This is a genomic window from Microbacterium sp. MAH-37, from assembly GCF_009758255.1.
In the GTDB taxonomy this organism is placed as follows: Bacteria; Actinomycetota; Actinomycetes; order Actinomycetales; family Microbacteriaceae; genus Microbacterium.
In genome coordinates this window covers 158253-184488 of sequence record NZ_WSEN01000008.1, presented here as the reverse complement: position 1 = coordinate 184488, position 26236 = coordinate 158253, and the positions used below count along the sequence as shown (strand labels likewise).

At 70.7% G+C, this 26236-nt stretch carries 24 protein-coding genes; 16 read left to right on the top strand and 8 right to left on the bottom strand.

Going from position 1 to position 26236, the window contains the following annotated elements:
* The first annotated feature begins 17 nt into the window (after positions 1–17).
* The 3 genes from GON06_RS11210 (at position 18) to GON06_RS11200 (ending at position 3744) form a co-directional block, all read left to right on the top strand.
* The gene (locus tag GON06_RS11210) at positions 18–407 is read left to right on the top strand and encodes a phage holin family protein (protein ID WP_157312388.1); all 390 of its coding nucleotides are present in this window, start codon (positions 18–20) and stop codon (positions 405–407) included.
* A 107-nt stretch (positions 408–514) separates the two neighbouring features.
* A complete protein-coding gene (locus tag GON06_RS11205; RefSeq protein ID WP_332837428.1) occupies positions 515–2170 on the top strand; it encodes an AbgT family transporter in 1656 nt (551 codons plus the stop codon).
* 59 nt (positions 2171–2229) lie between these two features.
* Positions 2230–3744 (top strand): leucyl aminopeptidase family protein, encoded by a 1515-nt coding sequence (locus GON06_RS11200; protein WP_157312387.1) that lies wholly within the window; start codon positions 2230–2232, stop codon positions 3742–3744.
* Between the two features lie 18 nt (positions 3745–3762).
* On the opposite strand, the gene GON06_RS11195 is transcribed toward GON06_RS11200, so the two are convergent.
* The 3 genes from GON06_RS11195 to GON06_RS11185 all read right to left on the bottom strand — a co-directional run bounded on the left by GON06_RS11195 (position 3763) and on the right by GON06_RS11185 (position 9383).
* A complete protein-coding gene (locus GON06_RS11195; RefSeq protein WP_232528422.1) occupies positions 3763–4356 on the bottom strand; it encodes a 2'-5' RNA ligase family protein in 594 nt (197 codons plus the stop codon).
* 129 nt (positions 4357–4485) lie between these two features.
* On the bottom strand, positions 4486–6537 hold the full coding sequence (locus GON06_RS11190) for a YhgE/Pip family protein (protein WP_157312386.1): 2052 nt from the start codon (positions 6535–6537) through the stop codon (positions 4486–4488).
* The gene (locus GON06_RS11185) at positions 6534–9383 is read right to left on the bottom strand and encodes an efflux RND transporter permease subunit (protein WP_332837427.1); all 2850 of its coding nucleotides are present in this window, start codon (positions 9381–9383) and stop codon (positions 6534–6536) included. The genes GON06_RS11190 and GON06_RS11185 overlap by 4 nt, the downstream gene beginning before the upstream one ends.
* Positions 9384–9508: 125 nt before the next feature.
* Between GON06_RS11185 and GON06_RS11180 the strand changes: the two genes are divergently transcribed.
* Entirely contained in the window at positions 9509–10141 is a 633-nt protein-coding gene (locus tag GON06_RS11180; protein ID WP_332837426.1) for a TetR/AcrR family transcriptional regulator, read from the top strand.
* Here GON06_RS11180 and GON06_RS11175 read toward each other — a convergent pair.
* On the bottom strand, positions 10128–11105 hold the full coding sequence (locus GON06_RS11175) for an o-succinylbenzoate synthase (protein WP_157312383.1): 978 nt from the start codon (positions 11103–11105) through the stop codon (positions 10128–10130). The two genes, GON06_RS11180 and GON06_RS11175, sit on opposite strands and share 14 nt — an antisense overlap.
* Before the next feature lie 79 nt (positions 11106–11184).
* Between GON06_RS11175 and GON06_RS11170 the strand changes: the two genes are divergently transcribed.
* Entirely contained in the window at positions 11185–11520 is a 336-nt protein-coding gene (locus tag GON06_RS11170; protein ID WP_157312382.1) for a PadR family transcriptional regulator, read from the top strand.
* A 2-nt stretch (positions 11521–11522) separates the two neighbouring features.
* Positions 11523–12485, top strand: coding sequence for a permease prefix domain 1-containing protein (locus GON06_RS11165; protein ID WP_157312381.1), 963 nt, complete (start codon positions 11523–11525; stop codon positions 12483–12485).
* Positions 12486–12564: 79 nt separating this feature from the next.
* On the opposite strand, the gene GON06_RS11160 is transcribed toward GON06_RS11165, so the two are convergent.
* Complete coding sequence (locus GON06_RS11160) at positions 12565–13257, bottom strand: peptidylprolyl isomerase (RefSeq protein WP_332837425.1); 693 nt, start codon at positions 13255–13257, stop codon at positions 12565–12567.
* A gap of 78 nt (positions 13258–13335) precedes the next feature.
* On the opposite strand from GON06_RS11160, the gene GON06_RS11155 reads away from it, so the two are divergent.
* The 9 genes from GON06_RS11155 to GON06_RS11115 all read left to right on the top strand — a co-directional run bounded on the left by GON06_RS11155 (position 13336) and on the right by GON06_RS11115 (position 21919).
* The gene (locus GON06_RS11155; protein ID WP_332837423.1) at positions 13336–14247 is read left to right on the top strand and encodes a 1,4-dihydroxy-2-naphthoyl-CoA synthase; all 912 of its coding nucleotides are present in this window, start codon (positions 13336–13338) and stop codon (positions 14245–14247) included.
* Positions 14248–14456: 209 nt separating this feature from the next.
* On the top strand, positions 14457–15602 hold the full coding sequence (locus GON06_RS11150) for an AMP-binding protein (protein ID WP_157312380.1): 1146 nt from the start codon (positions 14457–14459) through the stop codon (positions 15600–15602).
* Between the two features lie 31 nt (positions 15603–15633).
* Positions 15634–16425, top strand: a complete 792-nt coding sequence (locus GON06_RS11145) for a class I SAM-dependent methyltransferase (RefSeq protein WP_157312379.1) — start codon at positions 15634–15636, stop codon at positions 16423–16425.
* Between the two features lie 56 nt (positions 16426–16481).
* Complete coding sequence (locus tag GON06_RS11140) at positions 16482–17690, top strand: sensor histidine kinase (protein WP_332837421.1); 1209 nt, start codon at positions 16482–16484, stop codon at positions 17688–17690.
* Positions 17687–18322 carry a response regulator gene (locus GON06_RS11135; RefSeq protein WP_157312378.1) on the top strand — a complete coding sequence of 212 codons (636 nt, stop codon included), beginning with the start codon at positions 17687–17689 and terminating at the stop codon, positions 18320–18322. The genes GON06_RS11140 and GON06_RS11135 overlap by 4 nt, the downstream gene beginning before the upstream one ends.
* Positions 18323–18406: 84 nt before the next feature.
* Positions 18407–19198 carry an ABC transporter ATP-binding protein gene (locus tag GON06_RS11130; RefSeq protein WP_157312377.1) on the top strand — a complete coding sequence of 264 codons (792 nt, stop codon included), beginning with the start codon at positions 18407–18409 and terminating at the stop codon, positions 19196–19198.
* Entirely contained in the window at positions 19195–20664 is a 1470-nt protein-coding gene (locus GON06_RS11125; protein ID WP_157312376.1) for an ABC transporter permease, read from the top strand. The genes GON06_RS11130 and GON06_RS11125 overlap by 4 nt, the downstream gene beginning before the upstream one ends.
* A gap of 35 nt (positions 20665–20699) precedes the next feature.
* On the top strand, positions 20700–21362 hold the full coding sequence (locus GON06_RS11120; RefSeq protein ID WP_157312375.1) for a 2-phosphosulfolactate phosphatase: 663 nt from the start codon (positions 20700–20702) through the stop codon (positions 21360–21362).
* Between the two features lie 179 nt (positions 21363–21541).
* Positions 21542–21919: a DUF3054 domain-containing protein gene (locus tag GON06_RS11115; protein ID WP_157312374.1), complete on the top strand. Its 378-nt coding sequence runs from the start codon at positions 21542–21544 to the stop codon at positions 21917–21919.
* Positions 21920–22252: 333 nt separating this feature from the next.
* Here GON06_RS11115 and GON06_RS11110 read toward each other — a convergent pair whose 3' ends face one another.
* Positions 22253–22741 (bottom strand): SprT-like domain-containing protein, encoded by a 489-nt coding sequence (locus tag GON06_RS11110; protein ID WP_157312373.1) that lies wholly within the window; start codon positions 22739–22741, stop codon positions 22253–22255.
* A 46-nt stretch (positions 22742–22787) separates the two neighbouring features.
* Positions 22788–23315, bottom strand: a complete 528-nt coding sequence (locus GON06_RS11105) for a hypothetical protein (protein ID WP_157312372.1) — start codon at positions 23313–23315, stop codon at positions 22788–22790.
* Positions 23316–23537: 222 nt separating this feature from the next.
* Here GON06_RS11105 and GON06_RS11100 point away from each other — a divergent pair, with 222 nt between their 5' ends.
* The gene (locus GON06_RS11100; RefSeq protein ID WP_157312371.1) at positions 23538–25355 is read left to right on the top strand and encodes a glycosyl hydrolase family 18 protein; all 1818 of its coding nucleotides are present in this window, start codon (positions 23538–23540) and stop codon (positions 25353–25355) included.
* 12 nt (positions 25356–25367) lie between these two features.
* Here GON06_RS11100 and GON06_RS11095 read toward each other — a convergent pair whose 3' ends face one another.
* Positions 25368–26228 (bottom strand): spermidine synthase, encoded by an 861-nt coding sequence (locus GON06_RS11095; protein WP_157312370.1) that lies wholly within the window; start codon positions 26226–26228, stop codon positions 25368–25370.
* Positions 26229–26236: the final 8 nt, after the last annotated feature.

Genomic DNA, 26236 nt, shown 5'->3' with positions numbered 1-26236 from the left:
ACCAGTAGTCTGACGGGATGATCCGTCTGCTGCTCCGCGCCGCCATCTCCCTGGTCACCGTCGCGGTCGCCCTGCTCATCTGCCTGTGGGTGCTGCCGGGGTTCTCGATCGGCTTCGCGGGCTTCCTCGTCGCCGTCATCGTGTTCACGATCGCGCAGGCCATCCTGGCGCCGCTGATCCTGAAGATCGTCACGCGTCACGCCGAGGCGCTCGTGGGCGGCATCGGGCTGATCTCTACCTTCGTCGCCCTGCTGATCGCGTCGCTGTTCCCCAGCGGCGTGCACCTGTCAGGCATCAGCACCTGGCTGCTCGCGACGCTGATCATCTGGGTGGTCACCGCGCTCGGCGGCTGGCTGCTGGCGGCACTGATCTTCAAGAAGAAGACCTCGGACGCGCGCGGACGCTGAGGTCGGGGGCTCCGGCACGCAGATTTCCGCGTGACGATTGCCGGAGACACCCGGGTTCGCCAGGATAGGGACGACCGCCGTCGCGGTCCGGACGAAGGAGCCCCCGGGTGAGTGCAGCATCGGATCTGGCGCCGCAGGCGCCGCAGAAGGGGTTCCTGAACTGGATCGAGAAGGTCGGCAACAAAGTGCCGGACCCGACGATCATGTTCGTGTACCTGATCGGATTCATCGCCGTGCTGTCCGCGATCCTGAGCTGGGTCGGGGTGTCGGTGACCGACGAGGTGGCCACTCCGGTGGCCGCGGACCAGGTCGGGCAGCTGAACGACCAGTTCGGCTCGCACTGGGTGATCTGGGACACCGCGACGGGTGAGCCCGCGGATGTGCCGGAGTACGTCGTCGAGACGCGCACGTTCGCGGTGCAGAACCTGCTGTCCATCGAGGGCCTGCGGTTCTTCTTCACCTCCTTCGTCGACAACTTCGCCGGCTTCAGCGTCGTCGCGACGGTGCTCATCGCCATGGCCGGTGTCGGGGTGGCCGAGCACGCCGGTCTGATGGGCGCGCTGATCCGCCGGGTCGTGAAGGTCGCTCCGCGTCGCTGGCTCGCCGCCATCCTGCTGTTCGTCGGCGTGCTCTCCTCCGTCGCCACCGATGCCGGCTACCTCATCCTGGTCCCGCTCGCCGCTGCCGCGTTCCTCACCGTCGGAAGGCATCCGCTCGCCGGTCTCGCCGGTGCGTTCGCCGCGGTGGGGGCGGCATTCGGTGCGAACCTCATCATCACGCCCAGCGACAGCATGCTCACCGAGATCACAAACGGTGTGCTCACCGCCGCGGGGATGGAGCCGATCCAGGTCACGCACAACCTCTACTTCGGCATCGTCTCCACATTCCTGCTCACCTTCGTCGCGCTCTTCGTGACGATGTTCGTCACGGAGAAGCGCCTCGGCGCCTACGACCGCGCAGAGCTCACGATCGTCGACGAATCCGCGAACGTCGACCACGACGCTGAGGCCCGCGGGCTGAAGTTCTCCGGCTGGGCGCTGCTGGGTTTCGTGCTCGTGATCCTCGCCCTGACTCTGCCGCCCGGTGCACCGCTGCGGGCGCCGTCCGACGGCGACATCTCAGGCACGTCGCCGTTCATGGCCAGCCTGGTGTTCATCATCTCGCTGGCGTTCCTGGTCTGCGGTGTCGCCTACGGCGCCGGCGCGAAGACCCTGAAGGGCGGATCGGCCACCGTCGCCGCGATCGCGAAGACCTTCGGCAGCCTGGGCGGCCTGCTGGTGATGTTCCTGATGATCGCCCAGTTCATCGCCCTGTTCAACTGGACCAATCTGCCCACCGTCGCAGCGATCTCGGCCGCCGAGGCGCTGCAGCACGCCAACGTGCCGGCGATCGTCCTGTTGATCGCCTTCATCCTGGTGATCCTGATCCTGGACTTCATCCTTCCCGGCCTGGTGCCGAAGTGGGTGATCTTCGCGCCGGTGTTCATCCCGATCTTCGCCTCGCTCGAGGTCGCGCCGCAGACGCTGCTCGCCGCGTACCGCGTCGGCGACTCGCCGGTCAACGTGCTGACGCCGCTCATGGTGTACCTGCCGTTCATGGTGACGGTCGCGCAGCGGTACAAGAAGGATGCCGGAATCGGCACGATCATCGCCCTGATGATCCCGTACGCGCTGTGGATGCTGCTGGCGTGGGCCGCCCTGTACGTGGTGTGGTTCCTCACCGGGATCCCGTGGGGGCCAGGATCCCCGGTCCAGATCGGCTGACCGGCGCCGTCTTCGAGAACTGATCCGTGAACCACTGATTCGTGAACCAAGGAGATGCCATGACTCGCAGTCCGAACAAGCTCATCCCGGCCGATTTCGCGACCGTGCCGGGGCTGGACGCCCTGGACGCCGCCGAGGTGCGGGTCGGGTCGGCCGACGGCGACGCGGGAGCGGTCGGCTTCGGCGTGCGCACCGACGGCGACGTGCCCGCCGGGCTCGGGTTCAGCCGCGAAGCGCTCGAGGCGGCCGGTTTCGACGCGAAGCCGGGGGCGACGCTCGTGCTGCCGCAGGCGGACGGGCCCGACCTCGTGGCGGTCGGTCTCGGCGCGGCATCCGACAGCTCTGCCGCGCTGCTGCGTGACGCGGCGGCGTCGTTCGTGCGCGCGGCCGCGCGGCACGGCCGGCTCGCGCTGCAGATCGACCTGGAGGGCGCGGACCGGGCGTCGGCCCTGACCGCGCTCGCCGAGGGTGCGCTTCTGGCGCGGTACCGCTACACGGTGCTGATCGGCGACTCGAAGCACGTGCCGCTGGCCGCGCTGACGCTGGACGCCGGCGAGGGCGATGCGACGGCGGATGCTGCCGCCGTCGCCGCGGCAGCCGTCACCGCCCGCGCGGCGATCGTGGCGCGCGACCTGGCGAACACCCCTCCGGGGCACCTGACCGCGACCGACATGGCCGACATCGCCGAGGTGCTGGGGACGAGGTTCGGGTTCGAGGTGACCTCGTACGACAAGGCGGCGCTCATCGAGCTCGGGTGCGGCGGGCTGCTCGGCGTGAACCAGGGCTCGGTCGAGGAGCCGCGCATGATCGTGCTGCACTACACGCCCTCCGGCGCGGCGACCGGGAAGCTGGGGCTGATCGGCAAGGGCATCATGTACGACTCGGGCGGCATCAGCCTGAAGCCCAGCGATCCGATGCACCTGCTGATGAAGATGGACATGGGCGGTGCTGCCGCGGTGCTCGGCGCATTCACCGCGCTGCGCGACGCCGGCGCGATGGCCGAGGTGTTCGGCTGGCTGATGTGCACCGACAACATGCCGTCGGGCACGGCGTACAAGCTCGGCGATGTGCTCACCGCACGCGGCGGGACCACGATCGAGGTGAAGAACACCGACGCCGAGGGGCGCATCGCGATGAGCGACGCCTTCGCCCTAGCGAACGAGCAGGGGGTCGACGCGATCGTCGACATCGCGACGCTGACCGGGGCGGCGCTGGTCTCGCTCGGTGGCCACGTGGCGGCGCTGCTCGGCAACGACGACCGGATGATCGACCTGCTGCGCGAGTCGTCTGCGACCACCGACGAGAAGATCTGGCAGATGCCCCTGGAGCGCAAGTACCGGGCGCAGCTCGACAGCAGCATCGCCGACATCTCCAACCTGGGCGGCCCCTACGGCGGCGCGATCACGGCGGCGCTGTTCCTGGACCACTTCACCGGCGGAACGCCCTGGGCGCACCTCGACATCGCCGGCACCATGCAGGTCGAGAAGGACGACTCCTGGCGCACCCAGGGCGCGACCGGCTTCGGCGGCCGCCTGCTCCTCGACCTGGCGAAGGACTTCTCGTCACCCGCCTGATCTGACCCCCGGAGTTGTTCACGGGGTGCCGAGGGGGAAGACCTCGCGATGTTCGGCGGCGTTGGAGTATGTGACGAACTCGACCTCTCTCACCGTCTCGGTGGCGGGGGTCTTGTAGTCGTGATGCGTCGACGCAGCGAGGCGTTCCCAGTCATCGGGCGAGAGTGTCTTCGCGTAGACCGCCGACAGGTGGAACGTCCAGTCCTCGAGGGCGAGCTCGCCGATTCGGCGCAGATCGGTGCGATCGAGTGCGGCGGTGAGCGACGCGTAGGCGTGCAGCAGGCCGGGAGTGCGCCCGAGCCGTGCGATCACGATCTGCCACGGCGCGGGGAACGCATCGACGGCCTCGAACACCAGATCGATCGGATGCTGCTTCGCCGCCCACTCGCGCACGACCTCGCGCACGACCTCGGTGCGCTCCGGCTCGTACAGGCCGCGCAGCGTGACGTGCGCCGCTCCCGGATAGCGGACGGTGTCGTCGAGCCGCCGGCGCGCGGCATCCTGCACCGCGTCGAACTCGCGCATGACCGCGTCCGTCGGCCGCAGCACGATGTACTGCTGGCCCTCCAGATCACGGAGCTGCCCGGGGTCTGTCATGAAGTCGCGCGCCATCCGACGACGCTACCGCCCCGGGCGGCGACGGTTCGACGTGCGTGACGTGCTGACGGCTCCGGTCTCGACGGATGCGGGTGTCGGGGGGAAACACCCGCATCCAGTGAGACCGGAGCAGAGAAGGAAAGGTCAGGCCGCGGCGGTGGCGAGCACGGCCTTCGCGGAGGTCGTGCGGCGCAGGGTGACCGAGAGCGTCGTGGCCAGCAGCGCCAGCACGCCCCAGACGATCAGCCCGGCCACGGCCGTGCCGCTCGCGTCGATCAGACCGCTCAGTGCGGGCGCCGTCGGCATGGCCGCACCGACGGATGCCAGCCAGCCGGGCACCGTGGAGACCAGACCCGTCGCGACGGCGAGCACGCCGACGAGCACACCGATCCAGCGCCCGATCCCGCCGAACAGCGCGACCAGCGCCTGGTTCACGGCGGCGAACGAGACGCCGGCGAGCACCGCGATGCCGGCGAACGACCACCAGTGCGCGGCGTCGTACGAGGCGACCATCTGCACGATCAGCGAGACGAGCAGGCCCTGCGCCGCACCGATGAGCGCAGCGGGCCAGAACCCGCGCAGTGCCAGCGCGATCGACGAGCGCCGCGAGGTGAGCACGCGCTCGGGCATCGCCCGCATCACGACGTACGACGCCAGCGACCCGAACCACAGTACGAGAGCGACGAGCAGCGGGATGGCTGTCGCGCCGAACAGGCTCGAGGTCGCCACATCGCTCTTCACCGGGTTCGCGACGACGGAGGCGAGCGAGGTCGACTCCTTCTCGCTGAACGACGGCAGCGAGGATGCGGCGGTGTGCAGGCCGTCGGCGAGGTCGCTCGTGCCGCCCGCCAGCTGGTCCAGGCCGGTGCCGAGCTGGGTGGTGCCGTCGGCGAGCTGGGTCGCCCCGTCGCCGAGTTGCGCGGCGCCGGTGGCGAGGCCCCGGTTTCCGGTGGCGATCTTCGAGGCGCCGGTGCTGAGGCCACGAGCGCCGTCGGCCGACAGGTCGATGCCGCCGGCGATCTGGCCGAGGCCGGATGCGAGGGAGGCCGCACCGGTGCCGGCGTCCGCGAGTTGCTTGGCGATCTCCTTCGCGCCTGCGGTGTCGAACTGCCCGAGAGCGTACGCGGTACCGGCCGCCGCGTCCTTCGCGCCGTTCGCTCCGGTGGTGAGCGCGGGCATCTTGCTCTGGAGCTGCTTCAGCCCAGCGCACACCTTGTCGTCCGTCGGGTAGTCAGCACAGAGTTTGACGAGGCCGTCGATCCCTGCCGAGACCTCGCTGACGCCCGCCGCGACGCCGGCACCGGCCGCCGCGGATTTACCGGCCAGGTCTGTGATCGGGTCGGGGACGATGCCGTTCTTCTCCAGCGCCGCAGCCCCATTGGTCAGGCCGGAACCGATCTGGCTCGCACCGGCACCCGCCTCACGCGTCTTGTCGGCGAGCGTGTCCAGTCCGCTGCCGAGCTGGCTCGCACCCGCAGCGACCTGCCCCGCGCCGTCGCCGAGCTGGGAAGCGCCCGAGCTCAGCTGGTTCGCACCGTCGGCGAGCTTCGTGGCCCCATCCGGCAGTGCGGCGGCGCCGTCGGCGGCGTCCTGCGCGCCGTCGGCGAGCTTGTCGGCACCGTCGGCCGCCTCGCCGATCTTCGAGCCGAGCGTGTCGAAGCCGATCAGCACATTGCTGAGGGTCGCCTCGGAGAGCATCGAACCCATCGAGGACGCCGCGACGTTCGCGATCTGGCTGGTGATGAGGTCGTCCGCGACGCGGGCGTCCTGCGGGGTGGTCACCTGGATCTGCGCCTGCTGCGCGGAGCCGCCGCCGTCGGCGATCGCCTGACCGCCCGAGGTGGCGTTCTTCGAGAAGTCCTTCGGAATCGTCACCACAGCCTGGTACGTGCCGTCGCTGAGCCCGTCGGCGGCGTCGTCCTTGTTCGAGATGACCCACGTGAGGTTGGAGTCCACCTCGTCGGATCCCTCGACCAGGCCAGACGCCAGCTCGCGGCCGAGCGGTGTGTACTGGTCATTGATCGTGACCGGCTCGTCGAGGTTGACGATCGCCGCCGTCATACGGTCGAGGTTCTGCGTCGGGTTCTGCAGCGCGGCGACGAGCAGACCGCCGATGACGACCGGCAGCAGCAGCACGCCGATGATGGTCAGCCAGGTGATCGGCCGGCGGGAGCGGGCGCGTTCGATGAGGGTCATGCGGTCACCTCGGTGTTCTCAGATGCGGATGCGTCCTCCCGAGACCCCGGGTTGTCGTCGACACCCCGGTCTGCGGACGTCAGCACGGCGGGGTCTCGGTGCGAAGGCGGGGTCTCGGCGGGCGTTGCGGGCTCGCGCACGTCGACGACGGATGCCGCATCACGGCCCGCATCGGCGAGCAGCGCCTTCGCGACATAGGGGTCGGCAGCGGTGGCGAACACGGCGGCGTCGGTGTCGCGCAGCGCGGCGGCGATCTGGTCGCGGTCTGCGCCGGAGAGCCGGTCGATGCCGTCGATGACGACGAGGCCCGTCGAGCCGCGCAGGGCCGCGGCCAGCTCGCGAGGAGCGGATGCCGCGTCGTCGACGATCACGCAGCCGACGTTGCGGCGCACCCAGGCGGCGCGGCCGGGCAGCAGATGTCCGGTCACCCGCAGGCGTCCGGCATCCGGCTTGACGCGGCCGGCGACCGCGAGTGCGAGGGCACGCAGCTCACGGGCATCCGCTCCGGTCGCGACGAGCGCGCCGCCGGGCGCAAGGCGCAATGTGACGCCGGCGACGGCGGGAGTCCCGACGCCCAGTCCGTCCGCGGCCACGACGCTGTCGTCGCCCGGCCAGGAGGCCAGGTCGCGCTCGCGCTCTACGGCCTCGCCCTCGATGTCGACGTGCGGCAGCACGCGCTCCATCCAGCGCGGGATGCGCCAGGCGCGGTCGCCGAGGATCGCCATCAGCGCGGGGATGAGGGTCATGCGCACCAGGAAGGCGTCGATCGCGATGCCGGCAGCCAAGCCGAGGGCGATCGGCTTCAGCGAGGAGTCGCCCTCCGGCACGAACGCGACGAACACGGCGAACATGATCAGTGCGGCGGCGGTCACCACCTTGGCGGAGCCGGCGAAGCCGGTGCGCACGGCGCGGATCGCGGCATCCCGTGCGGTGGCGGCGTCCCTGGGGCCGTTGGGTCGGCGGATGGCGGGATCGTGGACGTAGTCCTCCCGCATGCGCGAGACGAGGAAGACCTGGTAGTCCATCGCCAGGCCGAACAGCACGCCCATCAGCACGATCGGCATGAACGAGATGATCGGGCCGGTGCGGGCGACATGCAGCAGGTCGGCGAACCAGCCCCACTCGAACACCGCGGCGACGACGCCGAAGGCGGCGACGATCGACAGCAGGTAGCCGAGCGCGGCGGTGATCGGCACCCAGATCGAGCGGAACACGATCGCCAGCAGGATCAGCGACAGGCCGATCACGAAGATGCCGAACGGCAGCAGTGCGGCGCCGAGCTGGTCGGAGATGTCGATCGCGACCGCCGTGAAGCCAGTGACCTTCAGATCGATGCCGTACTCGTCGAGCCACTCGTCGTGGTGCGATCGCAGCTCGCGCACGAGCTCGGCGGTCTTCGGGTCGTCCGGTGCCGTGGTCGGCACGATCTGCACGATGCCGGTGTCGGCAGTTTCGTTCGGGGTCGCCAGGGGGACGGCGGCGACGCCGGGCAGCTTCTCGACCTCGTCGCCGAGATCCTGCATGAGGTTCAGCGGATCCTTCGAGGTGACGATGGTGCCGGTGAGGATCAGCGGTCCGTTGAATCCGGGACCGAAGTGCTCGGCGGTGAGGTCGTAGTTCACACGCGCCTCGGAGCCCTGCGGCAGCTGGCCGGCGTTCGGCAGCGCGAGGTTCAGGCTCAGCGCCGGGACCGCGACGATGCCCAGGCCCAGCACGACGGCGATCGACACGATAACCGGGTGCTTGGTCACGCCGCCCACCCAGCGCCGGCTGAAGGAGCGCCGCGGCGCGGCATCCTTCTTCGCCTTCTTGACCTTCTTCGGTCGCCCCACGACCTTGCCCTTCACGAATCCGAGGAGGGCGGGGGTGAGCGTGACGGCGATCGCCACGGCGATCGCGACGGCCACGGATGCCGCGATGCCCATGGTCGTCAGGAACGGGATGCCGGCGAACCCGAGCCCGATCAGGGCGATGAGCACGGTGACGCCGGCGAACACCACGGCGGAGCCGGCGGTGCCCACGGATCGTGCCGTGGACTCCTCAGGATCGACGCCGGCTCTGACCTGGTCCTGATGCCTCGCGACGATGAACAGCGAGTAGTCGATGCCGACCGCGAGACCCAGCATGAGGGCGAGCAGCGGGGTGGTGGACGAGACGGTCGCGAATGCGGTCGCGGCGAAGATTCCGGCCATCGAGATGCCGACGCCGAGGATCGCGGTGAGCAGCGGGAGTCCGGCGACCACGAACGACCGGAAGGTGACGATCAGCACGAGCAGCGCGATGATCAGGCCGACGGCCTCGGTGAGGGTCACGGTCGGGATCGACATCGCGAACAGGTCGCCGCCGAGCGCGGTCTCGGAGCCCTTCGGCAGCTCGTCGCCGAGATCGGACACGATGCCCTCGAGCTCGGCCTTGGCCTCCGGTGTGACGTCGGTGGCCTGCCCCTCGAACTGCAGGCGGACGATCGCGGCGCTGTCGTCATCGCTGACCATGCCGTCGATGTTCTCGTCATAGGGCGAGGTGACGGCGAGCACGCCATCGACCTTCTCGAGCTCGGAGACGGTCTGCTCGATGTCGCTCTTGTACGGGTCGTCGGTGACCTGGTCGCCGTCGGCGGCGACCACGATGAACTGGGCGTTGGTGCCGCTGACCTGGGGGAAGGTGCGGGAGAGCTGCTCGAGCCCCGCCTGCGACTCGGTGCCGGGGATCGAGAACGTGTTGTCTGTGCCCGCGCCGAGCACGAGAGCGCCACCGCCGGCGATGCCGAGCACCAGCAGCCAGGAGACGAGCACCCGCCAGGGGTGGCGGAACGACCAGCGTCCGAGCGAGGACAGCAGAGTGGACACGGGGCCTCCCCAGGCAGTTGGATGCATTCGCGAACTCGATACAGACGTGTATTGAGTACGTCAATGCATCGTATTCCCAGATGTTCGTGAGAGCCTGTGTGCCAGGTGTGAAAGGGAGTGCAGCTGTGACGACGATCGCGACGCGGAGCCGTGAGAACACGCGTGCCCGCTTGCTCGAGGCGGCGGCGCAGGTGTTCGCCGAGGTCGGTCTCGAGGGCGCCACTGTCGAGGTGGTGTGCGAGCGAGCCGGATTCACCCGCGGCGCCTTCTACTCGAATTTCGCGTCGAAGGATGAGCTGTTCCTGACTCTGGCGGCGTCCGTCGGCGAGGCGCGTGTGAACGCGGTGCGCGAGCGTGTGCAGCAGATGACGGAGTCCGGCGCGCTGGCGCTCGACGACCCGGTCTCACTCGTGCAGCAGGTGATGGACTCCGCGGGCGACGACCGCCTCGGCGTGATGCTCATGAGCGAGATCCGCATCCGCGCGCTGCGCGACGCGGAGTTCGGCGCCGCCTACCTCGCCGGCGAGCGCGAGATGGTCGCCGGCATCGCGCGGATCATCACCGACATCGTCGACAACGAATGCCTCGCGCTGCGTACGGATGCCGAGGAGACGGCGCGTCTGCTGATGATCGTGTGGGAGGGCATGACGGTGCGCGGTGCGATGGACGGTGCAGACGACGAGCAGCTGCGTCAGACCGGCAGCGCCGAACTCGGCCGCCTCGTGTCTCTGCTGCTGGAGCCGGTCAGCCCGCGCTGAGAACTCCGTGGCACCGCTCCAGCCGTGAGATCCACCAGTCCTGGCGGTCGGCCGGCGCGGCCAGGCGGTCCAGCGCAGCGGCATCCGGAACGACGCGCGCAGCGCTGACCGAACCCGCCACGGGGCGGGCATCCGCGACGTCGTCGGCGAACAGCGATGCCGTGCCGAGACCGCAGTCGTAGTCCAGCGTGGGCAGGGCGGCGGCCAGGGCCGCGCCCTGCGCGAGCCCGACGGCGGTGTCGAGGGCGCTCGACACGACAGCCGGCAGGCCGGCATCCGCCACGATCTGCAGCGCACGACGGATGCCGCCCAGCGGCTGCGCCTTGATGATGATCAGGTCCGCCGCCTTCGCCTGCGCGACGGCGAGCGGATCGCTCGCCTTGCGCACGCTCTCGTCGGCCGCGATCGGGATGCCCATGTACTTCACGCGCCGGCGCAGCTCGGCGAGCTCGTCGACGGAGGCGCAGGGCTGCTCGGCGTACTCGAGGTCGCACTCGGCGAGCGCGTGCAGGGCGTGCTCGGCCTCGTCGACGTTCCAGCCGGCGTTCGCGTCGATGCGGATGCGGCCCTCCGGACCCATCGCATCGCGCGCGGCGCGAACCCGGGCGACGTCGTCGGCGAGGCTCTGCCCGCGCTCGGCGACCTTGACCTTGGCGGTGCGGCATCCGTCGTAGCGCGCGAGGACGTCGGCGACGCGGGCCGCCTCGACGGCCGGCACCGTGGCGTTCACCGGTATGCGGGCGCGCAGCGGCGCCGGCTGCTCGCGCCACGCGAAGTCGATCGCCGCGGCGAGCCAGGTCGCGGCCTCGGCGTCGCCGTATTCGACGAAGGGGGAGAACTCGGCCCAGCCCTGCGGGCCCTCGAAGAGCAGCGCCTCGCGGACGTCGACCCCGCGGAACCGGGTGTGCATCGGGAGGGCGACGACGCGGGCGGTGCTGAGGATGTCGGCGAGCGGCGGCTGCATGCGTCCATCATGCCGCTTCGAAGGCTGCACGATATCGGGGTCTTGACAATAGTGTGCGACACACAATATGGTGACAGACATGAACGACAGCGAGTTCGACACACATCTGCAGGAGCTGCGGCGCGGCACGATCGTGCTCGCCAGCCTGCAGCTGCTGCGCGAGCCGGGGTACGGATACGGTCTGCTGGAGCAACTCGCGGAGGCCGGGTTCCCGACCGACGCGAACACGCTCTACCCCCTGCTGCGCCGTCTCGAGAAGCAGGGCTATCTCGACAGCGAGTGGAACACCGAAGAGGCGCGTCCGCGCAAGTTCTACCGCACCTCGGCATCGGGCATCCGCCTCGCCGACACTCTCACTCAGGAGGTCGCGGTCATCGCCGCGGCCACGGCCGCCCTCATCGAAGGGGAGGACTGATCATGACCACCACAGCTTCCTACGCCGAGCGCTACCTCGGCGCCGTCGCCCGCGCACTGCCCACAGCAGTGCGTCCCGAGATCCTTGCCGAGGTCGAGGCCTCGATCGCCGAGCAGGTCGAGCCCCGCATCGAGCAGGGTGAGGCCCGCGACGAGGCCGAGCGCGCGGTCGTCGCCGAACTCGGCGAGCCGACGGCGTACGCGGCGTCCCTCATCGATCGCCCGATGTGGCTGGTCGGGCCCCGCTACTACGCCGCCTGGCTGCGTCTGCTCCGACTTCTGCTGTGGACGGTGCCCGCCCTGGCGACCGCGGCGGTCGTGATCGGGCAGGTCGTCGCGGAGGCGTCGATCGGCGAGATCTTCGGCCAGGGCATCGCGACTCTGCTCAGCGTGATCGTGCACGTGAGCTTCTGGACCACGCTGGTCTTCTTCATCCTCGAGCGCACGGGGTCCACCGGCGAGACGATCCTGGAGTGGAACCCCGACCAGCTGCCGCAGCCCGCCGCAGACGGGGTGGCGCGCACCGATCTCATCGGAAGCCTCATCATGCTCGGCATCTTCGCCGGCGCACTCCTGTGGGACCACTTCCGCGGGTTCGTGCCCGGTGACGAGGTGCTGCCGGTCATCAACCCCGACCTGTGGCCCTGGTGGATCGGGCTGGTGTTCCTTCTCATCGGCGCCGAAGCGATCCTCGCGATCGCCGTGTATGCGCGCGGGAGGTGGACGATGACGCTGGCCTGGGTCAACTTCGCGATTGCGATCAGCGTGATGAGCCTGGGCCTCACGGCCCTGGGGCGCGGGGTGCTCTACAACCCCGAGTTCGTCTCCGACGTCTTCACGATGAACGGCGTGAACGCCGAGGCGACGGCGGTACTCGCAGCGCTGACCGGCATCGGCATCGCGGGCATCGGCATCTGGGACATCGTCGACGGCTTCAGGAAAGCACGCAGCGGCCGGCTGAACTGATCGCGGCGACGACGAGAACGGCACGGATGCCGGAGACGCGAGTCCCCGGCATCCGTGCCGTTCGGGTGCTGCTGCGGCGTCAGTTCTGGGTGACCTGCAGGAGTGCCACCGGGGTCTTGGGGGCGCCGTCGGGGCCGCCGTCCTGGGTGCCCTCGGCGCCGATGTCCGCGACGATCGCGGTGCTCGCCTCGTCGAGGTGACCGAAGACGGTGTAGTTCGGCGGCAGCTGGCTGTCGGCGTAGACGATGAAGAACTGCGAGCCGTTGGTGTCGGGTCCGGCGTTGGCCATCGCGAGCGTGCCCGCCTCGTAGGTCTCGGAGCCGTCGAGCTCGTCCGCGAACGAGTAGCCGGGGCCGCCCGCGCCGGTGCCGCTCGGGTCACCGCACTGCAGCACGAAGATGCCCTGGGTGGTCAGGCGGTGGCACTGGGTGCCGTCGAAGTAGGACTGCTTGCCCAGCGAGAGGAAGCTGTTCACCGTGCAGGGGGTCTTGTCGGCGTCGAGGGTGACGGCGAGGTCGCCCGCGCTGGTCTTGATGGTCGCCGACACCTCACCGGTGACGGTCGGCTCGGCGTCCGGCGCGTCCGCCTGCTTGGCGGCCTGGCCGTCGGCCGGGTACTGGCAGGTGCCGGATGCCGCGTCGGCGGACGACGACGTCGACGGAGCGGATGCCGGGTCGGAGCCGGGGTTGGACGCGCAGCCGGCCAGCGCCAGAGCTGCGGCCGCGGTCAGGGCGAGAAGGGAACGACGGAGGAGTGAGGGAGTCAGACGCACGACGACGATCGTACGTGACGTGGCCTTGAGCCCCGCGGAACAGGCGCGCCGGCGAAGCGGCGGAATAGGCTGGGAGCCGTGACCGACGACTTCGTCTCAGACATCTTCGACCCGGCCGAGTGGGCCCTCGCCCCCGGCGCCGAGGGGTACACCGACATCACCGCGCATGTCTCGAAGGACGGCCGCATCGCGCGGATCGCGTTCGACAGGCCCGAGGTGCGAAACGCCTTCCGGCCGCACACGGTCGACGAGCTGTACCGCGCTCTCGACATCGCCCGGCAGGATCCGCGCATCGGCGTGGTGCTGCTGACCGGCAACGGCCCGAGCCCCAAGGACGGCGGCTGGTCGTTCTGCTCCGGCGGTGACCAGCGCATCCGGGGCCGTGACGGCTACAAGTACAGCGACTCCACGACGGAGGTGCACGACCCGGCGCGCGCCGGCCGGCTGCACATCCTCGAGGTGCAGAGGCTGATCCGCTTCATGCCGAAGGTCGTCATCGCGGTCGTGCCCGGCTGGGCGGCCGGCGGCGGGCACTCGCTGCACGTGGTGTGCGACCTGACGATCGCATCGCGCGAGCACGGCCGTTTCAAGCAGACGGATGCCGACGTGGGCAGCTTCGACGCAGGATACGGCTCGGCGTACATGGCTCGGCAGGTCGGGCAGAAGTTCGCCCGCGAGGTGTTCTTCCTCGCCGAGGAGTACTCCGCCGACCGCGCCTACGAGATGGGCGCGGTCAACCGCGTCGTCCCGCATGCCGACCTCGAGAAGGAAGCGGTCGCCATGGCGCGCACGATCCTGACGAAGTCTCCGACCGCGATCCGCATGCTGAAGTTCGCGTTCAACGCGGTCGATGACGGCATGGTCGGCCAGCAGGTCTTCGCCGGCGAGGCCACGCGTCTCGCCTACGGCACCGATGAGGCCGTGGAAGGACGCGACTCGTTCCTCGAGAAGCGCGACCCCGACTGGTCGGCCTTCCCGTACCACTTCTGAGGCCCGTCGCCGGCGGAGCCCGGCAATGCTCAGGTCTCCGTTCGGTGCGCTCTGGCCGCGCCCGAATCGCTCAGGTCGCACTTAAGCGCGCTCTGACCCGGGAATGCCGGGGCGAACCGTGACCTGAGCGCGGGGCAGATCGCGATTCCGGGACGAGGCGCGACCTGAGCGTCAGGCGCGGTGCGCGCGACGCGAGGCAGGATGGAGACATGACGACGCTGCATCCGATCGGGACCGACGCGCGGGCCGTGCAGGCGGCGCTGCCGGCGGCGCTCGACGGCACTGCGCCGCTGGCGCTGGGCTTCGCGCCGGATGCCGGTGACGCGGTGCCCGCCGGCACAGCTGTCGTGATCGCGACGTCGGGCTCGTCCGGCATCCCGAAGCGGGTCGTGCTGAGCGGCGCCGCACTGCGCGCGAGCGGGGAGGCGACCGCCGCGCGCATCGGCGAAGGGCAGTGGATGCTGGCGCTGCCGGCCGGCTACGTCGCCGGGCTGCAGGTGCTGGCGCGTTCGCTCGCCGCAGGGCAGACGCCCGCGCGGCTGGACGGACGCTTCACGCCGAAGGCGTTCATCGAGGCGACATCCGAGCTGACCGCCGAACGGAAGTACACCTCGCTCGTCCCAGCGCAGCTCGCCACGCTGCTCGACGCCGCACCCGAGCTGCCCGCCGTGCGCACCGCGCTCGCCGCGTACGACGCCATCCTCATCGGCGGCCAGTCGCTGCCGGGCCCGCTGCGCGAGCGCGCCGCCGACGCAGGAGCCCGGATCGTGCGCACCTACGGCTCGAGCGAGACGGCCGGCGGATGCGTGTACGACGGCGTTCCGCTCGGCGGGGTGACGGTCACAGTGCGGGCTGGCGAGCTGCAGATCACGGGACCGACGCTCGCCGACGGCTACCTCGGCGATCCGGACCTCACCGAGCGCACCTTCGTGCACGTCGAGGACACGCGCTGGTACCGCACCGGCGATGCCGGCGAGGTGTCGGATGCCGGGGTCGTGGCCGTGCACGGCCGCATCGACAACGTCATCGTCTCGGGCGGCATCAACATCTCCCTCGACCGCGTCGAGCGCGTCGTCCGCGGAGTGACGGGCCTCGAGCATGCTGCCGTCGTCGGCGTCGAGGACGAGCGCTGGGGCGAGGCATCCGTCGTCGTGGCGCCCCGGCCGGCGGCGCCGGACGCGACGCAGGACCTGCTCTCCCTGGCACGGGAGGCTGTCGGTGCAGCGATCGGCGCACCGGCACGACCATCCCGTCTGGTGCTGCTCGACGACTTCCCGGTGCTGGCGTCCGGCAAGCCCGATCGTCAGCGGCTGCGCCGGATGCTGGATGTTCCCGACGATCCGGTGATCGCGTAACCACCGACGCTCGCCCTGCAAGACTGTCGTGATGGCGACCTACACCCACGGGCATCACGAATCCGTCCTCCGTTCGCACAGCAGCCGCACGATCGCGAACTCGGCCGCGTACCTCGCGGACCACCTCGCCCCCGACGCCACCCTTCTCGACGTCGGCGCAGGGCCCGGGACGATCACCGTGGAGTTCGCCGAGCGCGTCGCGCAGGTGACGGCGACGGAGATCGACGCGGATGCGCTCGCGCTGTCGCAGAAGCTCGCCGCGGAGCGCGGCATCCGCAACATCGACTTCTCGGTCGAGGACGTGCATGCGCTCTCGTTCGCCGACGACTCCTTCGACGTCGTGCACGCGCATCAGGTGCTGCAGCACGTCGCGGACCCGGTGCAGGCGCTGCGCGAGATGCGCCGCGTCGCGAAGCCCGGTGGCATCGTCGCGGCGCGCGACTCGGACTACTCCGGCTTCATCTGGTTCCCTGTGCTGCCCGAACTCGACGAGTGGCTGCGCCTGTACAAGGTCGCGGCCCGCGCGAACGGCGGTGAGCCGGATGCCGGCCGCCGGCTGCTGTCCTGGGCCCGCGCGGCGGGATTCACCGATGTCACGGCCACGGCATCCACCTGGTGCTACGCCGAACCCGAGCAGCGCGCATGGTGGGGCGGCATGTGGGCGGACCGCATCCTGGAGTCGGCGCTGACCCGCCAGCTTCTGTCCGACGGCTTCGCCGCCGAGGACGAGCTGCAGCGCATCAGCGACGCCTGGCGCGCATGGGCAGCATCCGATGACGGCTGGTACCTGGTCCCGCACGGCGAGATCCTCTGCCGGGTGTAGCACGGATACATCTCCGGGCGGATGCCCTGTGAGAGACCCTCGCGTAGCGTGGTGACGTGATCAGATCCGTTTCTCGCCGCTGGCTGGTGCTCGACATCGTCGGCTCCGTGTTCGGCTTCCTGGTCACCGCACCGCTCGCGTTCATCATGGGAGCCGGCTCGCTGAGCGCCTGGCTGAGCCCGGACTGGCTGGCGATCACGGTGTCCGTCGTGATCAGCGCCGCATTGTGGGGCGCCGCCGCGATCAGCCGCCTGTCGCCGCCGATCGCGCTCGCCGTCTCGTGGGGCGCGTGCCTGCTGCAGATGCTGACCGGTCTGCCGCCGATGGCGAGCAACGTCGCGGTGTTCGTGGTGCTGTTCGCGACGGCGGCCTGGGGATCGCGCCGGCTGCTGTGGACGGGCGGTGCCTCGACGGTCGCCGGCGGCGTCCTGGCGGGTCTGTACATCGGGATGCAGCAGTTCGGGCTCTCCGAGGGGCTCGTCTCGGCCGGCATGCGCGTGCTGCTCGTCGCTGCTCTCATGGGCTCGGTCGTCGGGCTCTCGCTCGCCCTGTCGTGGGGCGCCGGCCTGCTCTGGCGCCAGGTCGCGCGCGGCCGTGAGACCCGCGACGCCCAGTTGCGCGCCGAGGCCACGGCGGCCGAGGAGGCGGAGCGCGTGCGCATCGCCCGCGACATGCATGACGTCGTCGCCCATTCGCTCGCGGTGGTGATCGCCCAGGCCGACGGCGCGCGCTACGCCGCGGCAGCCGATCCGCAGGTCGCGCAGGAGGCGCTCGGCACGATCGCCCAGACCGCGCGAGGAGCGCTGTCGGACGTGCGGATGCTGCTCACGCAGCTGCGTCATCGCCAGGGCGACGGTCCGCAGCCGACGCTCGCCGACCTGGAGACGCTGTTCGCGCAGGTGCGGCAGGCTGGCGTCGAGCCGCGCGTCACGGTCGACCCGACGCCTCCGGGCGAGCCGCCCGCAGCCATCCAGCTCGCCGTCTACCGCATCCTGCAGGAGGCGCTCACGAACGCCCTCCGGCACGGCACGGGTGGCGTCGACGTGCGGCTGAGCTGGTGGGCGGATGCCGTGGACCTGACGGTCTCGAACACCGCGGATGCCGCGAAGGCGACGTCGTCCGGCGGGCACGGCGTCATCGGCATGCGCGAGCGCGCGCAGCTCGTGGGCGGTACGCTTCAGGCCGAGCGTCATGGGGACCGATTCGTCGTCAGCGCTCGTCTGCCCATCGGCCCTTCGTCAAGCTCAGGATCCGGAGTCTCATGATCAACGTCGTGCTCGTCGACGACCAGGCGCTGTTCCGCGCCGGCATCCGGATGCTGGTGTCGTCGCAGCCCGACATGACGGTCGTGGGCGAGGCAGGAGACGGCCAGGAGGCCCTCGCCGTCGTCGCACGCACGCGACCAGACGTGGTGCTGATGGACATCCGGATGCCGGTGATGGACGGTCTCACCGCGACCGCCGAGATCCTGAAGAACCCGGACGCCCCGCGCGTCGTGATGCTGACCACCTTCGACCTGGACGAGGCTGCGGCCAGGGCCATCCGGCAGGGCGCGAGCGGCTTCCTGCTCAAGGATGCCGATCCGGAGTTCCTGCTCGCGGCGATCCGCACGGTGGAGTCTGGTTCGAGCGTGATCGCGGCATCCGCGACGCGCGACCTGTTCGCGCACTTCACCCCCGAGACCAAGCCCGTCCCGGCGTCGTACAGCGACCTGACCGAGCGCGAGCGCGAGATCTTCGCGCTCGCGGCGCGAGGACTCTCGAACTCCGAGATCGCCGCCCGCGAGTTCCTCAGCGAGGCGACGGTGAAGACGCACATCAGCCGCATCCTCACCAAGCTCGCACTGCGCGACCGCGTGCAGCTGGTGGTGTTCGCCTTCGAGCACGGGCTCGCCTGACGCCCCAGATCATCCTGCAGATGTACGCGGGATGCATCCGGCGGGCGATGACCCGGCGCGGGCAGCGGAAATAGCGTCGAAGGCATGGAGATCACGACTTCGGACCTCGGCCTCGCCGCCCGCGTCCAGCACCTCACCAAGACCTACGGCGCCGGTGCCGCCGGCGTCCGCGCCCTCGACGACGTGAGCGTCGGCATCCGGCGCGGCCAGTTCACCGCGATCATGGGCCCCTCCGGCTCTGGTAAGTCCACGCTGATGCACATCATGGCCGGGCTGGACGCCCCGACCGAGGGCCGCGTGTGGATCGGCGACACCGAGATCACGAAGCTCGGAGACCTGGAGATGACGATCCTGCGGCGCAGGCGCGTGGGCTTCATCTTCCAGGCGTTCAACCTGATCCCGACTCTCGACGCGCTGGGCAACATCCTGCTGCCGTTCGAACTCGACGGGCGCCGCCCTTCGGCGATCGAACGGGCCCGCATCGACGGGCTCGTCGAGACGCTCGGGCTCGGTGCGCGACTGAAGCACCGTCCGCACGAGCTGTCCGGCGGCCAGCAGCAGCGCGTGGCGATCGCCCGAGCGCTCGCCACCGCCCCCGACCTCGTCTTCGCCGATGAGCCGACCGGCAACCTCGACTCGGCCACCGGCCGTGAGGTGCTGCAGCTGCTCGCCACGGCGAGCCGCGAGCACGGACAGTCGATCGCGATGGTGACGCACGACGCGATCGCGGCCAGCCACGCGGACCGGGTGCTGTTCCTCGGCGACGGCCGGATCGTCGCCGACCACCCGCAGCTCTCCGCCGAGCAGATCTCGGCGCACATGCTGGCCGCCGAGACGGCCGGCGCGGCGACGAAGGCGAGCGGGGTGGCGGCATGACCGCCGTCGCCGAGCTCGGCAGGGAGAGCCGGGAGCGTTCCGCCCGCCCGACACGGCTGGCCTGGCTGAGCGAACGGGGCATGGGCGCCAGCATCCTGGTCTCGGCGCTCGCCGCAGGGTTCGGAGTCGTCCTCGTCGAGGTGACCGCTTACATCGGCGCGGTGCTGCAGGCCGACCCGTACATCGGCGACAGCGAGACGCTCGCGCTGGTCGTGACCATCTTGTCGGTGCTGCTCACGGCGGTCGCCATGTACGTCGCGGCGATCGTGACCGCGAACACGTTCACGACGATCATCGCGGGGCGGACGCGCCGCATCGCGCTGATGCGGCTGATCGGGGCATCCGCTCGTTCGCAGCGCGAGGAGGTCGCGCGGCAGGGGCTGGCCGTCGGCGTGCTGGGCGCGCTGTTCGGCCTGGCCGCCGGACTGACCCTCGCGAACATCGGCGTGATCGTCGGCGCGCAGCTGCTGCCGAACCCGCCGGCGACGTTCAGCACACTGCAGCCGATGATCGTGCTGCCCGCGGTCGGCGTGGCGCTGACCACGTGGGTCGCCGCCTGGGCGGGGTCGAGGAGGGTGCTGGAAGTGACCCCGCTCCAGGCGATCGGCGGAGCCGTCGAGCGCGGGCACGACGCCGTCGCGGCCAGGCCGGGCCGGCACATCGGCGCCCTGGTGCTGCTGATCATCGGGGCGGCGCTGCTCGCAACCGGCGTGGTCTTCGGCCTGGTGTCGCCGCTGGGCGTCGTCGTCGCGTTCGCCGGTGGCGTGCTGTCGTTCACCGGCCTCGCGATCGGCGCCGTGCTGGTGATGCCGCCGGTGCTGCGGATGGTCGGACGGATGTTCGGCAGCAGCGCGACGGCTCGGCTGGCGGCGGAGAACGCGCTGCGGCACCCGGAGCGTTCCAGCCGTATGGCGATCGGCGTCGTGATGGGGGTCACGCTGGTCACGATGTTCGCCGTCGCGCTGGAGTCGGCCAAGGTGCTGATGATGCGGCAGAGCGAGGGGGAGTTCGTCGAGGGGTTCTTCGCCCCGATGGACGCGTTCGCGAACATCATGATGCTGCTGGTCGCGATCTCGGCGGTGATCGCCGCGGTCGGCCTGGTGAACCTGCTGACCATCGGGGTGGTGCAGCGCAGGCGCGAGCTGGGGCTGCTGCGCGCGATCGGCCTGACCGGCCGCCAGGTGCGCCGGATGGTGCTGCTCGAGGCCGCGCACATCACGATCGCCGCGACCCTGCTGGGACTGGCGCTCGGGGTGGTCTACGGCTGGATCGCCGCGCAGTCGCTGCTCGGATCCGTGCCGGTGCTGCCCGACTTCGAGCCGGCCGGGTTCGTGTGGCCGGTGGTGCCGTGGGTGCCGATCGCGATCATCGCGGCGTCGACCGCCGTGCTCACGCTGATCGCCGCTGTCGCCCCGACCCGCCTCGCGACGAAGGTGCAGCCCGTGGAGGCGCTCGCCGCGGAATGACGGGTCAGGTGAAGGCATCCCTCTACGCTGGAGGGATGCCTTCGCCGTTCGATCAGTCCCCCTACCAGGTGCGCCTCGAGTGGGGCGCGGAGGGCCTGGCCCGCCTCGCGCCTGCAGATGTCGTGGTCGCGGTCGACGTGCTGCGGTTCTCCACCACGGTGACCGAGCTGGTCGAGGAGGGGACCTCGGTGGACCTCCAGGGCGCCCGCGCCTGGTCCAGCAACGGCGCGGATGTCGCCGAGGCGGCAGCGGCGACCGGTGCGGAGGTGCTGCTCGGCGGCATCCGGAACGCGTCGGCCGTGGCATCCGCGGTGATGTCGCTGCAGGAGCGCCGGGGAGAGCGGACGTCCGTCACGGTCATCGCCGCAGGGGAGCGGGCGGCCGATGGAACGCTGCGGTTCGCGGTCGAGGATCTGCTCGGCGCCGGCGCGGTGATCTGCGCACTGATCGACCTCGGCATCGACCACACCTCGCCCGAGGCCGTCGCGGCCGCGGAGTCGTTCCGCGCGTTGCGGCGCGGCCTGCGGCACCTGCTCACCGCGAGCGGCTCGGGGCGTGAGCTCGCGATCGGCGTGGCGTCCACGGCGCGGATGGCGGATGCCGGCATCCGCCCCGCGACGCCCGAGGAGGCGTCCGAGCACGACGCGAGCAGCGCCGTGCCGCACCTCCGCGACGGAGCCTTCACAGCGTTCGCCTGACGAGTGCGGTCCCGACTGCGGATCGCCGCTCCGACGGGCTGGATGGTGCGGCCCCTGACAGCGGATCGCCGCCTCGACGCGCCGGGGCGGATGCCGGATGGGGCGGTGTTTCGCGGGCGGGATCCGAAGTCGGGTACGGACAAGCCGCTTTCGGGCGGGTCCGCGCGTAGGGTCTAGGCATGAGGTTCCTCCCCGCCTTCGTCCTCGACGCCCTGCTCGTGCTCGTCTTCGCGGCGATCGGCCGCGCCTCGCACTCCGAGGATCCGACGGGCTTCCTCCTCACGGCGTGGCCGTTCCTGGTCGCGCTCGTCGTCGGCCACCTGCTCGCGTTCCTTCTGCCCGGGCGACCGCGCCGGCCGTGGGGCATGCTCTGGGGCCTCGTCGTCTGGGTGGTGACGGTCGCCGGCGGGATGCTCGTGCGCGTGCTCTCCGGTGACACGGCAGCGGTTCCGTTCATCATCGTCGCGACGATCACGCTGGGCGTGTTCCTGCTCGGCTGGCGCGGGATCGCGGCACTGGTGCGCCGCCGTCGTCCGCACGGCGCGCAGCTCGAGTAGCCCTCGGCGCGGCGCCCGGCGTCGCGATCGTCCCGCGAGGTGTCGCCTGCTGTGCTCTCGCGCGGCTGTTCTCCGTTCGAGCGGCTGTTCTCCGTTCGCGCGGCTGTTCTCGGCGTCGTGGCGGGTTCGCGCTGCTGTTCTTGGCACGTGCGGCGTGAATGTGCGCCGCGCGTGTCAAGAAGTGGCGCGCGGAGCCCGAGCTCAGCTCCAGGGGCATCAGCGGGGAACGGCATCCGGATGCGCCGTTCGCGCGGGGATGTGCGCTTCGCGCGGACGGATGCCGGGGATCGATCCGCGGGAACTGCACATGTCCGCTGCAGGCGCCGGGACCTCTCAGCGCGGGGTCTGGGCGGCGAGCCGGGTGGCCGGAGTGATCTCGCGGTGCGTCCAGGCGAACGCGAACCGCGGGTCGTAGGTGCGCGAGCACTTCGCGCAGGAGATCGGGCGGCCGGGGCGGCGATGCCGGTAGACGAGGTGCCCGGAAGGGCAGCGGCCCACCCACGGAGCCAGCTCGGTGGCGGTCTCGCCGTGGTGGGTCGTACCCCCGACATAGCCGAGATCCTCAGCGATGCGCTTCCATTCGCGGCCGTGCGCCGCCGCGGGCCCGGCGAGCGCGTGCGCGACCTCGTGCAGCAGCACCTGGTGGATCTCGTCGTCGTCGAACCGGGCGGCGAGGTAGCGCGAGACCGTGATCCGGTTGGTCGTGTAGTGGCAGGCACCCGCCCTGCGCTTGGCGTGATCGAAGTCGAACGTCCACGACGGGTCGAGGTGCAGCTGGATGAGCGCTTCGGCCCAGACGCGCACCCGCCTCAGATCTGCCATGTCGCAACAGTAGATCAGCCGACCGACATCGCCGGGGAGGACGTGGTCAGATCGCGACGGGTTCGACGGAGCTGCGGCGCTCGGCCGCCTCGATCGCGAGGAGCGCGGTCTCGAGGTCGCGGTCTTCCGCGCCGGCCTCGCGGCGCAGGAACAGCGAACGTTTGAAGCTCTCACGGGCCTGCTCGTAGTCGCCCGCGTCGTAGGCGTTCTTACCGTGGTGCTGGTGGGCGAAGGCGGCCACCTGGGCCCAGCCCTGTCCCTCCGCCTCGGATGCCACGTGGGCGAGCTCCTGCTCGGCGGCCGCGTACTTGCCGAGGCACTGCATGATCGTCGCGTGCAGCACACGGGCGCGCAGGAGATCCTTGCGCGTTCCCGCCATGCGGGCCTGACGCACGGCCTCCTCGGAGAGCGGCAGGGCGTCATCGAGTCGGTCCAGCACCTTCAGCAGCCAGACGCGCTCCATCAGGGCGGGCAGGCTGCGCTGCCCCTCGATCTCCTCGAGGCGCGCTTCGCACTCGCGCTGGTCCACTCGTTCGCGAAGGGTGTCCGGGTCATAACCCTGGATCAGACTCATTGCTCGACTCTCCCTCCGCGACTGCTCCTGACAGTCTGCCTCCTCCCGCCGGGAACCTCCTGAGGCGCGCCCTGCCCGCCCCGACCCGCACGTCGCATTCCTCAACAAGCGGTGTGTACGTGTTATCCACATTCCTGGGGTGGACCGCTGGCGGGATGCCACGGGGTGGGGCATCCTGGCCCGGAGCGCGCACACCCGACGCGCCCGAACGAAGGAGTTCCCATGCCTCCCGCATCCGACGCCTCCGCACGCCGAAGGCGGCTCGCCCCGATCGTGATCGTCGGTTCGCTGGCTCTCGCGGCGACCGTCCTGCCCACGACGGCGGCCGCCGCTGACGACGCTCCTGTGGTCACCGTCGCGAGCGACACCGTGCCCGGCACGACGACCATCAACGGCTACCGGAACGTCGGCTACTACGGGCAGTGGATGGCGAACGATCCCGCCACCTCGCTGAAGACCCTCTTCACCGAGGGTGCGCACAGCGGCACGCTGACCCATCTGAATTACTCGTTCGGCAATGTCGCCGGCAGTCAGGAGTCGCTCGACGCGGCGCGCGCCGCCGGCGTGCAGGGCCTCGACGGCGTGAAGCCGTACACCTGCTTCATCTCCGACGGCGTCGCTCCCGGTGCCGGGCAGACCGAGACCGCCGGCGAGGCGCAGACCGACTTCGTGCGGGCGTACGCGGCCGAGGAATCGGTGCTGGGCATCGCCGACACGCGGAAGCAGAAGCTCGCCGGTGCGATGAACCAGGTCGCGCAACTGAAGAGGATCAACCCCGACCTGCGCGTGCTCGTCTCCCTCGGCGGGTGGTCGTGGTCGAAGTCGTTCTCGAAGGCCGTCGCGACTCCCGAGAGCCGCACCGCGCTGGTGCGGTCCTGCATCGACATCTACCTCGACGGCAACCTGCCGGTGATCTCCGGCCGCGGCGGACCCGGTGCCGCGGCGGGCCTCTTCGACGGCTTCGACCTGGACTGGGAGTGGCCCGGTGCGCCGGACTGGGCGCAGGAGGTCGGCAACTCGGTGGACCCGGTGAACGACCGCGCGAACTTCCTCGCGTTCGTACAGGAGCTGCGTTCCGCGCTCGATGACCGTGAGGCGGCCACCGGCCGCGAGTTCGAGATCTCCGCGTTCCTGCCCGCCAGCCCCGGCGTGATCACCGCTGGCGGCTGGAACGACCCCGAGTTGTGGAAGAACCTCGACTTCGGCAACCTGCAGGGCTACGACCTGTGGGGCACCTGGGATCCGCGCACCGGACACCAGGGCAACATCTACGGCGATCCCGACCACAACTGGGGCCTGGGCCTGGACACCATCGTCGCGACCTACAGGAACGCCGGCATCCCCGCGGCGAAGCTGAACCTCGGTCTGGCCGCCTACGGCCAGGGGTGGAAGGATGCCGACCCGCAGCCGTGGCAGCAGTCCGGCGGCGGCATCGCCGGCGGCACGCGCACCTGGGACCAGCTGCAGAGCGCGGGCCTGAACTACACCCATGAGCTGACCGCCGACGGTGCGTTCAACGCCACCTACGGCTACAACGCCGAGACCCGGGAGTGGTTCTCGCTCGACGACCCCACAGCCGTCGCCGAGAAGACTAAGTGGGCGATCGCGCAGGGCCTGGGCGGTGTGGACTACTGGCAGATCGCCGGCGACGCCAAGGGAGAGCTGTCGCAGACAGGCGCCGACGCGCTGCGCGCTGCAGCGCCCGGCCCGGTGGCGGGTGCGGAGAAGACGGTCTGCGCCGCGACGCCGATCTGGAACGCCCGCACCACCTACTCCGCCGGCGATCGGGTCACCCTGGATGGCAAGGTGTTCGAGGCGCTCTGGTACGCGAAGGGCACCATTCCGGGCACGACGAAGAACAGCCCCTGGCAGACGGATGTGGACTGCGCGGCGGACCCTGCCGCCGGACAGCCCTGGTTCGCGGACCACGTGTACGAAGCGGGAGACGTCGTCGTGTACGACGGGGTCCGCTACACGGCGCGCTGGTGGACCCGCGGCGACGCGCCGGGCGGCAGGAAGTCGCCCTGGGTCGCCGGCTGACGCCGCCCGGCGTCAGCGCAGGAAGAGGCTCGCGTCGGGACGGGGGGATGCCACGGCATCCGCATCCGTCACGACGCGGGCGTTCTGCGTGAAGGCCGCGACCTCGGCGCCCTGCGCGATCTTCGCCGGATGCGGCCCCGCAGCCAGCATCCGCGGCAGCCAGTCGGTCGGCAGGGGAGAGGCGGATGCCGCGATCACGAGGTTCCCGAACCTGCGGCCCTTCAGCACCTGGGTGTCCGCCAGCACCGCGACATCCTCGAACACGGCCTGCACGGTCGCGACCTGCCGGCGCGCGAACGCGAGCCCCGGGCCGTCGGCGACGTTGACGAGCAGGACGCCGGTCGGCGCGAGCAGTGACGAGAGCTCGCGATAGAACTCCACCGAGGTGAGGTGTGCAGGGGTCTGCGCCCCGGAGAACACGTCCGAGACGACGAGGTCGCAGGCGCCGTGCAGAGCGGCGGGCAGGCGTCCGACCCCCTCACGCGCGTCGCCGATCCGCACCCGGATCGACGCGCCCTTCGGCAGCGGCAGCTGCTCGCGCACCAGCTGCACCAGCGGCGCCTCGAGCTCGATCACCTGCTGCCGGGATCCGGGGCGCGTCGCGTCGACGTACCGGGGGATCGTGAGCGCGCCGGCCCCGAGGTGCACCGCGGTGAGCGGCCCGGACGGCAGCTGGTCGATGACGGCGCCCATGCGCACGATGTATTCGAAGTGCAGATGCGTCGGGTCGTCGAGGTCGACGTGCGACTGCGGCGTGCCGTCCACGATCAGCTCGTGCCCGCTGGTGAACTCGGACGCCGCGATCTCCGCGACACCCCCGTGATCCAGGCGCACCCGGGGGTTCTCATCGTCCTTCGCACGCGACCTGCCCATGGAACGAG

Bases quoted from the DNA above. Each gene is read 5' to 3' on its own strand.
- GON06_RS11170 (WP_157312382.1), top strand. From the start codon at position 11,185: ATGAACGACAGCGAGTTCGACACACATCTGCAGGAGCTGCGGCGCGGC.
- GON06_RS11130 (WP_157312377.1), top strand. From the start codon at position 18,407: ATGGAGATCACGACTTCGGACCTCGGCCTCGCCGCCCGCGTCCAGCAC.
- GON06_RS11120 (WP_157312375.1), top strand. From the start codon at position 20,700: ATGCCTTCGCCGTTCGATCAGTCCCCCTACCAGGTGCGCCTCGAGTGG.
- GON06_RS11110 (WP_157312373.1), bottom strand. From the start codon at position 22,741: ATGGCAGATCTGAGGCGGGTGCGCGTCTGGGCCGAAGCGCTCATCCAG.
- GON06_RS11145 (WP_157312379.1), top strand. From the start codon at position 15,634: ATGGCGACCTACACCCACGGGCATCACGAATCCGTCCTCCGTTCGCAC.
- GON06_RS11190 (WP_157312386.1), bottom strand. From the start codon at position 6,537: ATGACCCTCATCGAACGCGCCCGCTCCCGCCGGCCGATCACCTGGCTG.
- GON06_RS11095 (WP_157312370.1), bottom strand. From the start codon at position 26,228: ATGGGCAGGTCGCGTGCGAAGGACGATGAGAACCCCCGGGTGCGCCTG.
- GON06_RS11200 (WP_157312387.1), top strand. From the start codon at position 2,230: ATGACTCGCAGTCCGAACAAGCTCATCCCGGCCGATTTCGCGACCGTG.
- GON06_RS11115 (WP_157312374.1), top strand. From the start codon at position 21,542: ATGAGGTTCCTCCCCGCCTTCGTCCTCGACGCCCTGCTCGTGCTCGTC.
- GON06_RS11175 (WP_157312383.1), bottom strand. From the start codon at position 11,105: ATGCAGCCGCCGCTCGCCGACATCCTCAGCACCGCCCGCGTCGTCGCC.
- GON06_RS11100 (WP_157312371.1), top strand. From the start codon at position 23,538: ATGCCTCCCGCATCCGACGCCTCCGCACGCCGAAGGCGGCTCGCCCCG.
- GON06_RS11210 (WP_157312388.1), top strand. From the start codon at position 18: ATGATCCGTCTGCTGCTCCGCGCCGCCATCTCCCTGGTCACCGTCGCG.
- GON06_RS11105 (WP_157312372.1), bottom strand. From the start codon at position 23,315: ATGAGTCTGATCCAGGGTTATGACCCGGACACCCTTCGCGAACGAGTG.
- GON06_RS11125 (WP_157312376.1), top strand. From the start codon at position 19,195: ATGACCGCCGTCGCCGAGCTCGGCAGGGAGAGCCGGGAGCGTTCCGCC.
- GON06_RS11150 (WP_157312380.1), top strand. From the start codon at position 14,457: ATGACGACGCTGCATCCGATCGGGACCGACGCGCGGGCCGTGCAGGCG.
- GON06_RS11165 (WP_157312381.1), top strand. From the start codon at position 11,523: ATGACCACCACAGCTTCCTACGCCGAGCGCTACCTCGGCGCCGTCGCC.
- GON06_RS11135 (WP_157312378.1), top strand. From the start codon at position 17,687: ATGATCAACGTCGTGCTCGTCGACGACCAGGCGCTGTTCCGCGCCGGC.
- GON06_RS11195 (WP_232528422.1), bottom strand. From the start codon at position 4,356: ATGGCGCGCGACTTCATGACAGACCCCGGGCAGCTCCGTGATCTGGAG.